General features: G+C 64.8%; 14 protein-coding genes. 9 read left to right on the top strand and 5 right to left on the bottom strand.

Going from position 1 to position 13,711, the window contains the following annotated elements; genetic code table 11:
- Positions 1-143 precede the first annotated feature (143 nt).
- From J4E58_RS29715 to J4E58_RS29685, 7 genes are all read left to right on the top strand, one after another.
- On the top strand, positions 144-1,076 hold the full coding sequence (locus J4E58_RS29715; RefSeq protein ID WP_087089134.1) for a 4-hydroxyproline epimerase: 933 nt from the start codon (positions 144-146) through the stop codon (positions 1,074-1,076).
- Positions 1,073-2,206, top strand: a complete 1,134-nt coding sequence (locus J4E58_RS29710) for an FAD-binding oxidoreductase (protein WP_087089136.1) — start codon at positions 1,073-1,075, stop codon at positions 2,204-2,206. The genes J4E58_RS29715 and J4E58_RS29710 overlap by 4 nt, the downstream gene beginning before the upstream one ends.
- On the top strand, positions 2,203-2,436 hold the full coding sequence (locus J4E58_RS29705) for a 2Fe-2S iron-sulfur cluster-binding protein (protein ID WP_009042551.1): 234 nt from the start codon (positions 2,203-2,205) through the stop codon (positions 2,434-2,436). Before J4E58_RS29710 ends, J4E58_RS29705 begins: the two co-directional genes overlap by 4 nt.
- Positions 2,433-3,698 carry an FAD/NAD(P)-binding oxidoreductase gene (locus tag J4E58_RS29700; RefSeq protein WP_087089138.1) on the top strand — a complete coding sequence of 422 codons (1,266 nt, stop codon included), beginning with the start codon at positions 2,433-2,435 and terminating at the stop codon, positions 3,696-3,698. The genes J4E58_RS29705 and J4E58_RS29700 overlap by 4 nt, the downstream gene beginning before the upstream one ends.
- Before the next feature lie 112 nt (positions 3,699-3,810).
- A complete protein-coding gene (locus J4E58_RS29695; RefSeq protein WP_087089140.1) occupies positions 3,811-4,587 on the top strand; it encodes an AraC family transcriptional regulator in 777 nt (258 codons plus the stop codon).
- A gap of 243 nt (positions 4,588-4,830) precedes the next feature.
- The gene (locus tag J4E58_RS29690; protein ID WP_223815861.1) at positions 4,831-6,072 is read left to right on the top strand and encodes an MFS transporter; all 1,242 of its coding nucleotides are present in this window, start codon (positions 4,831-4,833) and stop codon (positions 6,070-6,072) included.
- A 487-nt stretch (positions 6,073-6,559) separates the two neighbouring features.
- On the top strand, positions 6,560-7,450 hold the full coding sequence (locus J4E58_RS29685; protein ID WP_087089144.1) for a phosphotransferase: 891 nt from the start codon (positions 6,560-6,562) through the stop codon (positions 7,448-7,450).
- A gap of 93 nt (positions 7,451-7,543) precedes the next feature.
- On the opposite strand, the gene J4E58_RS29680 is transcribed toward J4E58_RS29685, so the two are convergent.
- From J4E58_RS29680 to fos, 4 genes are all read right to left on the bottom strand, one after another.
- Positions 7,544-8,068, bottom strand: a complete 525-nt coding sequence (locus J4E58_RS29680; protein ID WP_087089146.1) for a DUF4142 domain-containing protein — start codon at positions 8,066-8,068, stop codon at positions 7,544-7,546.
- Between the two features lie 138 nt (positions 8,069-8,206).
- Positions 8,207-9,553 (bottom strand): sensor domain-containing diguanylate cyclase, encoded by a 1,347-nt coding sequence (locus J4E58_RS29675; RefSeq protein WP_087089148.1) that lies wholly within the window; start codon positions 9,551-9,553, stop codon positions 8,207-8,209.
- A gap of 110 nt (positions 9,554-9,663) precedes the next feature.
- Complete coding sequence (locus J4E58_RS29670) at positions 9,664-10,302, bottom strand: LysE family translocator (RefSeq protein ID WP_007922230.1); 639 nt, start codon at positions 10,300-10,302, stop codon at positions 9,664-9,666.
- A gap of 127 nt (positions 10,303-10,429) precedes the next feature.
- Positions 10,430-10,846 (bottom strand): fosfomycin resistance glutathione transferase, encoded by a 417-nt coding sequence (gene fos, locus J4E58_RS29665; RefSeq protein ID WP_087089150.1) that lies wholly within the window; start codon positions 10,844-10,846, stop codon positions 10,430-10,432.
- A 135-nt stretch (positions 10,847-10,981) separates the two neighbouring features.
- On the opposite strand from fos, the gene J4E58_RS29660 reads away from it, so the two are divergent.
- Complete coding sequence (locus J4E58_RS29660) at positions 10,982-11,191, top strand: CopG family ribbon-helix-helix protein (RefSeq protein WP_087089329.1); 210 nt, start codon at positions 10,982-10,984, stop codon at positions 11,189-11,191.
- Between the two features lie 169 nt (positions 11,192-11,360).
- On the opposite strand, the gene yiaY is transcribed toward J4E58_RS29660, so the two are convergent.
- On the bottom strand, positions 11,361-12,509 hold the full coding sequence (gene yiaY, locus J4E58_RS29655; protein ID WP_087089152.1) for an L-threonine dehydrogenase: 1,149 nt from the start codon (positions 12,507-12,509) through the stop codon (positions 11,361-11,363).
- A 157-nt stretch (positions 12,510-12,666) separates the two neighbouring features.
- Between yiaY and J4E58_RS29650 the strand changes: the two genes are divergently transcribed.
- Positions 12,667-13,686, top strand: a complete 1,020-nt coding sequence (locus tag J4E58_RS29650; RefSeq protein WP_087089154.1) for a DUF4917 family protein — start codon at positions 12,667-12,669, stop codon at positions 13,684-13,686.
- Positions 13,687-13,711 lie beyond the last annotated feature (25 nt).

The following is a 13,711-nucleotide window of genomic DNA, read 5'->3' as shown; positions in this document are numbered from 1 at the left end:
TCGCAGCCTCGTACCTCGGCAGCGGCTACAGGATGGGCGAGCTTCATCACTGTGCCGATTTCGTCATCCGCCGCAGAGAAAACCCACAAGCGATGCGGCCCTTTCCCGAGCCACTCTGTAGGCCTTTTCCGTCAGGTGCTGCCATGAAAAAAATAACCGTCATCGATTCACATACGGGGGGCGAGCCGACTCGCCTGGTTGTCGACGGCTTTCCCGACCTGGGCAACGGTTCGATGGCCGAACGGCTGGCCGTTCTGCAAGAACGCCACGATCGTTGGCGCACGGCCTGCGTGCTGGAACCGCGGGGCAGCGATGTGCTGGTAGGGGCCCTGCTGTGCGAACCCCAGGCGGCGGATGCCTGTGCCGGGGTGATCTTCTTCAACAACAGCGGTTACCTGGGCATGTGCGGCCACGGCACCATCGGCCTGGTGCGTTCGCTGTATCACCTGGGGCGCATCGCACCCGGCGTGCACCGCATCGAAACCCCGGTGGGCACCGTCAGCGCCACCCTGCACGACGACCTCTCGGTCAGCGTGCGCAACGTGCCGGCCTACCGATACCGCAGTGGCGTCGAACTGCAACTGCCCGGCCACGGCAAAGTCCGTGGCGATATCGCCTGGGGCGGCAACTGGTTCTTCCTGATCAGCGAGCATGGCCAGCGCATAGCCCTGGATAACGTCGAAGCCCTGACCCACTACACCTGGGCCGTGCGCGAAGCCCTGGAGGCCGCCGGCATCAGCGGCGCCGACGATGGTGTGATCGACCATATCGAGCTGTTCGCCGACGACCCGCAGGCCGACAGCCGCAACTTCGTGCTGTGCCCCGGCAAGGCCTACGACCGCTCCCCCTGCGGCACCGGCACCAGCGCCAAGCTGGCCTGCCTGGCCGCCGACGGCAAACTCGCGCCCGGGGCGACCTGGCGCCAGGCCAGCGTGATCGGCAGCCAGTTCAGCGCCAGCTACGAGCAGGCAGGCGAGCAGGTCATCCCGACCCTTCGCGGCACCGCTCACATCAGCGCCGAAGCCACCTTGCTGATCGAAGACAGCGATCCTTTCGGCTGGGGCATCGTCTCGTGAGCCAGCCGGCCGAAGCCGATGTCCTGGTGATTGGCGGCGGCATAGTCGGGGCCGCCTGCGCCCATGAAATGGCCCGCCGCGGCCTGCGGGTACGGGTGCTCGACAACGCCAGCGGTGGCGCCACCGGCGCGGGCATGGGCCACCTGGTGGCGATGGACGACAACCGTGCCGAACTGGCCCTGAGTCACTACTCCATCGGCCTGTGGAACCAGCTGCGCGCGCAGCTGCCAGCCACCTGCGCCTACCGCAATTGCGGCACCCTGTGGCTGGCCGCGGACGCTGCGGAAATGGACCTGGCCCGGGCCAAGCAAATCAACCTGGCCCAGCACGGCGTGGCGGGCGAATTGCTCGACAGCGCGACCCTGGCTGCACTCGAACCCCTGTTGCGCAAAGGGCTTGGCGGCGCCCTGAAGATCCCCGGCGACGGCATTCTCTACTCCCCGGCCACCGCCCACTGGCTGTTGCACAACACGCCAGGGATCAGCTGCGAGCGGGCCACGGTCAGCGCCATCGCCGACCACCGCGTGGAGCTGGATGACGGCCACGTGCTGCGTGCCGAGTACGTGGTGCTGGCCAACGGTTTGGCGGCGAAGAACCTGCTGCCGGAGTTGCCGTTGCGGCCGAAGAAAGGCCATTTGCTGATCACCGACCGTTACCCCCGGCAGGTGTCCCACCAACTGGTGGAGCTGGGCTACGCCGCCAGCGCCCACGCCAGCAACGGCACTTCGGTGGCGTTCAATGTGCAGCCACGGCCGACCGGGCAACTGCTGATCGGCTCGTCCCGGCAGTTCGACAGCCTCGACCCGGCCATCGAGCCCGAAGTACTGACCCCAATGCTGCAACGGGCCGTGGCCTATCTGCCGGGGCTCGCGCAATTGAACGGCATCCGCGCCTGGACCGGCTTTCGCGCCGCCACCCCGGACGGCCTGCCGATCCTTGGCCAACACCCACGCCACACAGGCCTGTGGCTGGCGGTCGGGCATGAAGGCCTGGGCGTCACCACCGCCCCCGGCAGCGGCCGGCTGCTGACCCAACTGCTGCTCGGCGAACGGCCGGATATCGACGCCCAGGCCTATCGCCCCGCACGCTTCGCCGAGCTGACCGCCTCCCTGACTGGAACTGCCCCATGATCATTTACCTGGACCGTCAGGCGCTGACCGTGGGCGATGGCCTGAGCGTCGCTGCCGCCGTCGCCGCCAGCGGCGACCCACGTACCCGAACCTCCTGCACCGGCCAGCCCCGGGCGCCCTTCTGCGGCATGGGCATCTGCCAGGAATGCCGCATGACCATCGACGGCCGGCGCCAACTGGCCTGCCAGACCCTGTGCCGCGAAGGCATGCACGTGGAGCGCACGCCATGAGTCAACAGCGCCTGAGCTGCGACATCCTTATCGTCGGCAGTGGCCCGGCCGGCCTCGCGGCGGCCCGGGCGGCGAGCCGCAGCGATCTCTCGATCGTCCTGCTCGACGACAACCCGCGCCCCGGCGGCCAGATCTGGCGCAACGGGCCCGGCGTCACGCTCGCCGGCATCGCCCGCGACGCCTTGCAGGTGCTGGAGCATCCTCGGTTGCGTTACCTGCCGGGCACCCGGGTGGTGGCCGGCGCTGGCGCCAATGCCCTGCTGCTGGAAAATGCCGAGCAGGCTTTGCTGGTCCGCTATCAGAGCCTGATCTTGTGCTGCGGCGCCCGCGAACTGCTGCTGCCCTTCCCCGGCTGGACCTTGCCCGGAGTGACGGGCGCGGGAGCCTTGCAAGCCCTGCTGAAAAACGGCCTGACGCTGGCCGGCGAGCGCGTGGTCATCGCCGGCAGCGGGCCGTTGCTGCTGGCCAGCGCCGCCACGGCTCGCCAGGCCGGCGCCCGGGTGCAGGCGGTCCTGGAGCAGGCCCCGCTGGCCGCCCTGGCGACATTCGCCGCCGGGCTCTGGCGCTGGCCGGCCAAGCTCGGCCAGGCCGCCGGGCTGGCCACTGCGGCCTATCGCTGGAATGCCCATGTGCTCGAGGCCCTGGGCGAAGATCGCCTGCAAGCGGTGCGTATCCAGCAGGGCGAGCAGGTTCGGGAAATACCCTGCGAACGTCTCGCCTGCGGTTTCGGGCTGGTGCCCAATACCACTCTGGCCAGCCACCTCGGCTGCCAGCTGCAGGCCAACGCCATCGCGGTGGATCGCTACCAGGGCACCAGCCTCGCCCAGGTCTACGCGGCCGGCGAATGCACCGGGGTCGGCGGCAGCGAACTGGCGAGGGTCGAAGGCGAGATCGCCGGGCTGGCCGCCAGCGGGCAGACCCGGGAGGCCACCGCGCTGATCCAGCGTCGGGCCCATTGGCAGGCGTTCGCCGAGCGAGTGAGTGAAACCTTCGCCCTGCAACCGGCGCTTCTGAGCCTGGCGCGAGCTGATACGCTGCTGTGCCGCTGCGAGGATGTGCCCTACGCCGCCGTGGCTGGCGAAGCGAGCTGGAGCGAGGCCAAACTGCACAGTCGCTGCGGCATGGGCGCCTGCCAGGGGCGAGTCTGCGCCACGGCGGCACAGGCCCTGTTCGGCTGGGCCGCGCCGACGCCACGAGCGCCCCTGGTGCCGGCGCGGATCGAGACGCTGCTGATGGAATCGTCGACGCCCGGCGTGAAGTGAGGCGCAGACCGTTGCCGTGGGCCGCCCGCCAACGGCGCCGCGCAATTCAAGGATGAGCCAGTAGACCCAAAGTCGCGGGGCGCGCCCCGTCCCACAACAAGAGCAGCCCTTGATGATCGATACCGCTCAGCTGCACCGTCTGCCCGAAGCCATCGCCAGCCAGGCGCCCGAGGATATTCACGGCCTGCTGGGCAGCATGGCCCTGGTGATCCCGCTGCTCGACACCCTGCCCAACGCGGTGTTTTTCATCAAGGACCTGCAGGCCCGCTACCTCACCGCCAACCTGACCCTGGCCCAGCGCTGCGGCTTCAAGAACGTCGCGCCGCTGCTGGGCAAGACCTCGGCCGAGGTGTTTCCCGCCGTGCTCGGCCCGGTCTATACCGAGCAGGACCAGCGCGTGCTGCGCCAGGGCGTCACCATCAAGGGCCAGCTGGAACTGCACCTGTACGGCAGCCGCGAACCCGGCTGGTGCCTGACCCACAAGCTGCCGCTGCACGGACGCGACGGGCAGATCATCGGCATGGCCGGCATCTCCCTCGACCTGCAGGCCGCCCGCGACGCGCACCCGGCCTACGAACGCCTGGCCGCGGTGGACCGGCATATCCGCGAGCACTACAACGAAGCGATCCGCCTCGACGACCTGACCCATATCGCCGACCTGTCCATCGCCCAGCTGGAGCGCTACTGCAAACGCATCTTCCACCTCACCCCACGGCAGATGATCCACAAGGTGCGCCTGGAACACGCCTCGCGCCTGCTGCTCGGCGAACTGCCGATCACCGACGTCGCCCTGCAATGCGGCTACACCGACCACAGCGCCTTCAGCCGCCAGTTCAAGGCGCTGACCGGCGTCAGCCCACGGCAGTTCCGGCAGAACGCCGCGCACTGACCCGGGACCTTTTTTCCTGGGGCCAGACACTTGATAAAAGAGCATCCCGTTAGAGCCAGAAGCCCCTGGTTCATAACCTAATGTTCCATATCGGCCTCATGACTCCGCTATTTTTCATGCCCCCGCACGGCATAAGATGGCGACGGGAAAAACACCCCGTAAACGTTGAACAGCCCAGCCGCGCCTACCCGCCCACATCGACGCCCTGGCCCCGTGATAGAAAATTTAACGGATTAAATTTCTGTGCCCACCTCCTTCAGTTCAACGGCGCGGTCAGTCTGGTCCTTTGTGGCCTTGGGGGTATTACTCATACTTTCCGAAGCCATCTACGACCTGGTATTCGCCAACCTCGCCTACTCCATCAGCGGAACGACGCTGGCCGTTACCACCACCTACGCCATCGGCTATAGCGCTGAAATACTGGTGACCTTGCTAGGCGCGGGTTTTATCGATCGTTTCAACAAATGGAAACTGTTCATTGCCACGCAACTGGTAAACATCGCGGTGTTTGCCCTGGCCATTTTTGTCCTTCGGGTCTACGACCGCTCCGTGGAATGGGTGTGGTTTTTTGCCTTCTTCGTCGACCTGATTCATCAGTATTCACGGCTGATCCTGTTTGCCTTGATCCCGTTCCTTTTCACTGCTGGCGACATCCCCAGAATCAACGGCCTGCTCGCCACCTTCAATGGCATCGCCAGGACCCTGGGGCCGGTCATCGGGGCCCTGGTCATTTTCAACGTCGGCTTGTCGATCTCACTGCTGGCCTCCATTGCCTTCATGCTGGCCGCGCTCGCCTTGACGATCAGCCTGAGCGCCTTGAATGGGCAAACCTCGCCCCTCGATATTGCCAGCACCTCGTTTGCCCAACGCTTCCAGGAAAGTGTCACCGGCGCGTCAAGAGCCACCATCGATCTATTGCGCGCTCCACGTTGGCGCTATTTCCTCGCCTCTTATGCCACCTGCCTGCTGGTGGTCAGCGTGCTGGCGCTCCTGTGGGTCCCCCTGCTTCGGGGCTTTCATGGGTTTTCCGAAGTGCAGACCGGCTACCTGTTCTCCGTTGGAGCGGCAGGTGCCATAGCCGGCGGACTCGCCTTGCGCGCCAGTGGCCAGACCTCCCGGGTGCCGGGCACGATATTGCTGTCCCACCTGATCATGATCTCGGGGGTCTGCATCACGTTATGCCTGCGCGGCAACATCTGGCTCGCGGGCACCGGCATGTTCGTATTCCAGTTCGGTACCACGCTGTATTTCCGTACCACGGCCAGCGCCATCCAACTCACCGTGCCCAAGGAAATCATTGGTAGCTGGTATGGCTCGATAGACTTCATCAGCCGCTTTGCCGGGCTCGTGGGCATTCTGTTGGCGGGCTGGGCCTACGACAGGCTCGGGACCTACGCCATCTACTCGATACTCTTACTCTTGCTGGCACTGAGCAGCTTCAACTGGCGCGGCAGTCGCCAGGCTCGCTGGCAGGTCAATACCTGAGGCGGTCCGACTCAGTGCCAGGTACTGGGTATTTCAAACGGAAGATCGAGGTGACGCTGAGTGTCCCTTTGGACGATGCGCTTGGCACCGACCACGGAGCGAACCACCGCACATGCGATGTAATAGCCCTCAGCGTCTCCAACGTCGTCAGCACCTTATCGCCCGCTGTCTCTGCATCATTTGCCCAGCTGGAGCGCTACTGCAAAACGCATCTTCCACCTCACCCCACGGCAGATGCCCCCACAAGGTGCGCCTGGAACACACCTCGCACCTGCTGCCCGGCGAACCGCCTCGGACAAAACAGTCTGCGCCCGGGCAAATCGTTGCATGGTTGTTCCCATCGCCAGGGCACACAAGGCCGCAGAACCCGGATGATTTTCGTGAACGCCAGGACCTGCGATGAATTATGATGCGCGCCCTTTCGGCTCGCGTTTCAGCGCAGGCTCACAGCGCCCCCTCGTTCGCAATTCCAGGCCAGGAACCCTACATGCTTCACCTCAGGAGCTTCACCCGAACGCTGCATCGACAGCAGATCGATGGCGTGACCTTCCATTTCGATCCAGCCCATCGGCACGAACTGGACCCGCTGATACGGCGTTTTCTGGCCAAGCCCGAGCAATATCCCACGCTGGATATTCCGGAAGACACCCGGGGCGTGTTCCTGCTCGAAGGCGAACGCCAATGGGTGCTCAAGCGCAACCGCCTGACTCACTGGAAAAAGCAGCTGCAGAACTTCCTCGGGCTCAAGCGCAGCTTCGGCCTGCACGACCTGACCAATGAATTCATCAACCTGTCGGTGGTATCGGGCAAATCCGCCCTCTCGCCCCAGGTCTCGGCGTTTGGCTACAAGGGGCGTTTTCCGTTCCTGCGCGAAGAGTACTTGCTGGTGGGTTTCTGGGCGGATCATTGCAGCGTCGACGACCGCCTGCTGGCCCATCCCGAGCAGGCTGAAACCCTGTTGTCGGCTATCTTCCGGCTGTTCGGCCAGATGCTCGACGACGACTTCGTGCACATGGACCCCCACCCGAAAAACATTCTGGTCGCCGCCGATGGCCGCCTGCGCCTGATCGACTTCGAGTGCTGCGCCCACTCAGTACTCGACCGCGACTTCAGCCTGGGTTTCCTGCTGGGCTACTTCTACCGCTTCTGGTTCCGGCGCTTCATCGCGCAGCAGGATTACGACCGGCTTTGCGAGGCGTACCTGAACGCGGAGCACCCCAACCTGGATCGCACCGTCTTCCAGCCGGTGTACCAGCGCTTTCGTGACCGAACCGTCTCACGCAGCACGCGCTACCGCATCCTCACCTGCGCCCGGGCACAAGCGGCGTTCCAACGTGAAATCAGCGATCTGCCCGAGCAACAGCAGAAGCCGAGTTGAATCGATATTGAAAAATGCCTGGGGGAGACAGCAGCACCAGACGCGGTGCGCCTTCAGGTCATGCCCGAAGGCGCATCGGTGGTGGGACGGTACTCAGCCGTCCAACTGATCCAGGGGCCGGCCAGCCTTGAGGGCCTTGGCCATTTGCAGGTGGTTTTGCAGTTTCGGCAGGGTCTCTTCGGCGAAGGCCTTGAGTTCGGGGACCTCGGTGATTTCGGCCTGTTGCTGGATCTGCTCGATGGCTTCTTCGGTGGCCTTGACCTGGCTCTCGGCATAGGCGGCATCGAAGGCTTCGCCTTCCGGAACCTCGGGGATCAGCGCCTTGGCGTTGCTGATCACTTCTTCCCGGGGTACCACGGGCAGGTCGAGTTTCCTGGCGATTTTCGCCAGGTGCTGGTTGGCGGTGGTGCGATCGTTGATGACCACGATGGTGTAGTCCTTGACCGCCTTGGAAGAGGTCTTCTGGTGGGCCAGGCGACTGGCCTCGATGTCTGCCATGCCCTTGGCCGAAGCCTCATCGATAAACTCCGCGGGGGACTGGGCGAACGCCGCGCTGGCGCTCAGGCCGAGCAGCAGCGCGAGGCAGGTGCGGGACAGATGGGTGGCCATGAAGCTCATGGTATCGGCCTCCTTTGATCAGTTGACGGCGCACGGCGCCTGCACAGAGTGAGAGTTTTCAGGCCACCGAAGGTTTGAAAAAGTTGCATCGGCCACGACGAACGGTTGGCAAAAAAACGCCCTGATCGGCCGTTTCTTTCAGGCCCGGGACGGGCTCCGCTGGGCGCGCTTGGCCGCGTACATCGCCTCGTCGGCGTGCTTGAACAGCTGCTTTTCGTCATGGCCGTGTTCGGGGAACAGGCCGATGCCGATGCTCGGCAGAATGCTCAACTGATGGCCATCCAGGCGCAGCGGCTCGTCGAGCGCCCGGCGAATCTTTCCGGCGACGATGCCGGCATCTTCCGCATGCTGGATACAGCCGAGCAGCACCACGAATTCATCGCCACCGATCCGCGCCACGGTGTCGCTCTCGCGCACGCAGGCCTTGAGCCGGTTGGCCACCGCCTGCAACAGCATGTCGCCGACGGCGTGGCCAAGTGTGTCGTTGACCTGCTTGAACCGGTCCAGGTCGACGTAGAGCAAGGCCATGCGCCCGGACTCGCGACGAGCACGGGCCAGGGCACTGCGCAGGCGCTCGCGGAGCAATTCGCGGTTGGGCAACTGGGTCAGCTGGTCGTACTGGGCCATGTACTGCAGGCGCGCATGCAGCTGCTTGCGCTCGATGGCGGTGGCGAGCTGGGCGCAGACGTATTGCAGCAGCTCCTTGTCCTGCTCGGTGTATCGCTCGTCGCCCGGCGCGCTCTTGACGATCAGCGCGCCGATGGTGCCTTTCTGCGAATTGAGTGGCACACCGAGCCAGCAGGGTGAGTACGGGGCGGCGGCATCCGACAGCGGTGACAGCGGCCCATAATTGCCGGGAGTCAGCAGCAACGGCTGGCCACTGCGGATCACCTCGGCGCACAGGCTGCCGGTCAGCGTGCCCGGCTGCTCCGGACAACGCTCGCGGTCGTCGACGTGATAGGGAAAGCTCAGCGCCTGGCATTGCTCGTCGTACAGCGCGACGGAGAAATTCAGCGCCGGCAGCCATTCACCGATGATCCGGTGCACGCGCCGGAACAACGCCAGCAGGTCCTCGGTGGCATGGGCCGCTTCGGAAATCGCATACAGCGCCGCCTGCCGCGACTCGGCCTGCTTGCGCTCGGTGATGTCGCGGGCCACGGCGATGCGCAGCTGGTCGACCTCGGACCAGCGCGCCGACCAGAGGATATGCGCGACCTGCCCGTCCTTGCGCAGGTAACGGTTCTCGAAGTTGGGCATGGGTTCGCCAGCCATGATCCGCTCGGCGGCCTGCAGCGTGCGCAGGCGGTCCGCGGGGTGCACCAGCTCGATCATGCGCCGGCCGACCAGTTCGTCCGGCGTATAACCGAAAATCCGCTCGCAGGCGGCGCTGACAAAGACGAAACGGCCTTCCACATCCACCGCACAGACGGCGTCCAGCAGAAGGTCGATGAAACTGGCCAGGGGCGCGGAGTTGTTGGTTGCCATCAGGGAACGACACTGCCTGTGAAGATAAAGCGCCGAGTATCAATCCCTGGTTCTGGCAGCGGCGCAGGGCCGCTGCTGGTCCGTGGCTGTCGCAACCTTGCGGACAGCCTTTATGCCTTGTTCGCCAGCAATCCCGGAACGGCATGCAGCAAGGCGTTGATGGCAAACCCGATGAACATCACGCCGCAAAGCCGGGTGATCGCCAGTTCGTGGCGCTGATACAGGGTCCGCACCCGCCGCGCACCGACGATGCCAATCAGAATAGCGTATGCGCCGATGCCGCCGAGGAAACTGAGGAAGATCAGCCAGGGCAGCATCGACCAGTTGAGCAGCTCGGCACGACTGGACAGCAGCGCGGTGAAAGTCGCCACGGCCACCGGGTACGCCTTGGGGTTGGTCAGGCCGAACAGGATACCGTGCCAGAACGGCTGGCGCGCCGGGCCCTGGGGTTCCTGCCCGTTGCTACGCTGGCTGCGGATCGCCCGCAGGCCGAGCCAGAACAGATAAAGGCCGCTGAGCACGCCGAGCACATCGAAGGCGCTGCTGCCGATCTCCTTCGCGCCGACGATGGCGATCAGCGCGGTGCTGCACCAGATCACGTCGCCCAGCAGATGCCCGCAGAGAAAGCCGGCCCCGGCCCGCCGCCCGCGCGCCGCGCCGATACCGAAGACCGCCAGCACGCCCGGCCCGGGAGTAATGCCGTAGATAAAGCCCGAGGCGAGAACGGCCAGTAACAGCGAAGAAGTCATGCCACACTCCGAAGCGCCGAAGGTGGCGCGGTTTTGATCGCAGGATTCTGCCGGCTTGCGCGCCCCCGCACCACCCCACAATGGTCGCCATAACGACAGCCAGCCGTCTTGAAGCGGCGGCGAGCGGTCATTCGTCGGTAAAGATCGTCATCCCGGCATAGGGCTGCTGCCGACAGGCGCGCAAACGCGAGGCCAGATCGCCGACATGGGCTTCCAGCTGGTGGCCGTCGGGGTCGAGGAAATAGAACGAGGCGCCTTCGCTGCGGTTGTCGCGCCACTCCCGTACGCCAGCAGCCCGCAGGCGCTGGACGAACGCCAGGAAATGCCCGGCCTCGATGCCGAAGGCATAGTGGGTGTAGTCCGGCACTTCGGCCGAGCGGCGCGACGGGTCCAGCGACAGGCACAACCACAGGCCCGGCAGCGACAGATAGGCGCCGCTGTCCCAACTGGCGTCCAGGTGCAGGCCCAGCAAGTCGCGGTAAAACCCCAGGCTACGGTTCAGGTCGGTCACGGCGAGGGTCAGGTGGTTGAGGCCGGTCAGCATGCAAAGTCCTTGTAAGAGGAAGGTCCTGAATCGTCTTGAATCAAAGCAGCGCTCGCACTGGACGAATGGCTCTGACGGCGAGCCACGGGTGGCGATCTAGTGTGCTGCATCACAAACCACTACATCGAGATCACCCTGTCCGTCATGTCCTTGCGCCTGCCCGATGATGTTGCCAATTCCCTGGCTCACTTGGCCAAGGCGACAGGCCGCAGCAAGTCATTCCTCGCTGTGGATGCTCTGAGAGAATATCTGGCCCGCGAAGCCTGGCAAATCGACGAGATCCAGAAAGCCCTGACTGAAGCAAAGGCAGGCGACTTCGCCTGGTCCCCAATCGCCCTTACCTGATCCCCTACCGCGTACGTCAGGGACGCCTGCAGATGCTGCGGATTTTCCATACCCGGCGCTTGCCGCCTGCCGGTTGGCAAGACGACCGCTAATAGCTTGTGCATTGGGGCCAGCGGCGGCGCGCCCAGGACAGCAAGGGCCCGAGCGCGCGATAGAACATCTGTAGGTATCAGAACGCGCTGCGGAAGATCTCTTCGATCTGGCGCTGGTCGGCGCTGCGGGGGTTGGTCAGGCCGCAGGCGTCTTTCAGGGCGTTGGCAGCCAGGACCGGAATGTCCGTCAGCTTGGCGCCCAGGTCACGCAAGCCGCTGGGGATCTCGACATCCCGGGCCAGGCTGCGAATGGCGCTGATGGCCGCCTGCGCGCCCTCCTCCGGGCTGAAGCCACGAATGTCCGCGCCCATGGCGTGGGCCACGTCGGTCAGGCGTCCGGCGCAGACCATGGCGTTGAAGCTCTGCACATGGGGCAGCAGCACGGCGTTGCACACGCCGTGGGGCAAGTCGTAGAAACCGCCCAGCTGGTGTGCCATGGCATGCACGAAACCCAGCGACGCATTGTTGAAGGCCATGCCGGCGAGGAACTGGGCGTAGGCCATGTTTTCCCGGGCGACCAGGTCACTGCCGTCGTGCACCGCCTGGCGCAGGTTCTGGCTGATCATGGTCATGGCTTTCAGCGCGCAGGCATCGGTGATCGGGTTGGCCGCGGTGGACACATAGGCTTCGATCGCGTGGGTCAGCGCGTCCATGCCAGTGGCGGCGGTCAGGCCCTTGGGCATGGCGACCATCAGCGCCGGGTCGTTGACCGACAGCAGCGGCGTGACATTACGGTCGACGATGGCCATTTTCACGTGGCGCTGCTCGTCGATGATGATGCAGAAACGGGTCATTTCGCTGGCGGTGCCGGCGGTGGTGTTGATCGCGATCAGCGGCAGTTGCGGCTTGGCCGAACGGTCGACGCCCTCGTAGTCGCTGATATGCCCACCATTGGTGGCGCACAGGGCGATGCCCTTGGCGCAGTCATGGGGCGAACCGCCGCCAAGGGAAACCACGAAGTCGCAGCCGCTCTGCTGCAACTGCGCCAGGCCCTTCTCGACGTTGCCGATGCTCGGGTTGGGCTTGGCGCCGTCGAAGATCACCGAATCGATGTCCTGCATCGCCAGCTTCTCGGCAATCATCCCGGCCACCCCGGCCTTGGCCAGGCCGGCGTCGGTGACAATCAGCGCCTTGCGAAAACCGTAGTTGCGAATCGCGACCATGGCCTCGTCGAGACAGTCGATACCCATGATGTTCACGGCGGGAATGAAAAAAGTGCTGCTCATGGCGCGTCCTCCAGGCTGGGATTGGATCAGCCGTGCCGATCCGGCAAATGCGCACAGGATCGACCCATCGGTCACGCGCGTTGTTGATCTGGCTCAAGGGTCGGTCGTGATAAAGTCGGCGCCCTGTACACCTTCTGCCTTGAGACGACGAACCGCGATGATGGATTTCCAGGAATTTGATGCCGACCTTGAAGACTGGAACGCCTTGTGCGCCAGCACGCCGATCACCGGCCTGCTGATCGGCAACGGCGCCAGCCGCGCGGTGTGGGAAGACTTCGCCTACGATTCGCTGTTCGAGAACGCCCGCACCGTCGAAGAAAAGCCCCTGAGCCCCTCCGAGCTGAGCGTGTTCGAAGCCCTGCAGACCCGCAGTTTCGAACAGGTGCTGGGCGCGCTGAAGACCACCAGCCGGGTCAACAAGGCCCTGGCCGTCAGCTCCGCGGCGCCGCGTAATCGCTACTACGCAATCAAGGAAGCGCTGATCAATACCGTGCACGCGGTGCACATTCCGTGGCGCCTGATACAGCCGGCGACGCTGTCGCAGATCAACCAGGAACTGCGCCGCTACCGCACGGTGTTCACCAGCAACTACGACCTGCTCAACTACTGGGCGATCCAGCACGATGCCCAGGGCATCGACGACCTGTTCCAGGGCGCCGACCCGAGCTTCGACATCAGCCAGACCGCCAGTGAACGGACCCGCGTGCTGTACCTGCACGGCGGCCTGCACCTGGTGCGCAACCAGGACGGCACCGCGCGCAAGCTGGGTTCCACCGAAGGCACGCTGTTGGGCAACTTCGCCATCAACAACACCCTCAAGACCCTCGACGATGTGCCGCTGTTCGTCAGCGAGGGCCCGGTGGCGGACAAGCTCAAGACCATTCGCGGCAGCGACTACCTGTCGTTCTGCTACCAGCAATTGCTGAATCACAGCGACGCGCTGTGCATCTTCGGCCACGACCTCGGCTCCCAGGACAGCCACCTGGTGAGCGCCATCCGCCAGTCCAAAGTGCGGACCCTGGCGATCTCGATCCAGCCGCGCAGCAAGGCCTTCATCCAGAACCAGAAGCGGCGCTACGCCAAGCTGTTCGCGGGGATGGAAGTGACGCTGCGCTTCTTCGATTCGAAGAGCCATGCGCTGGGCGATCCTGCGCTGTCGGTGCCGGTCGAACGCTGAAAGATCGGCCTGCGGCCGTGATGTC

The organism is Pseudomonas sp. FW305-25 (assembly GCF_017351415.1).
Taxonomy (GTDB): Bacteria; Pseudomonadota; Gammaproteobacteria; order Pseudomonadales; family Pseudomonadaceae; genus Aquipseudomonas; species Aquipseudomonas chlororaphis.
Note: the sequence above shows the minus strand (reverse complement) of the source record. Positions and strands in the feature narration are given on the sequence as shown.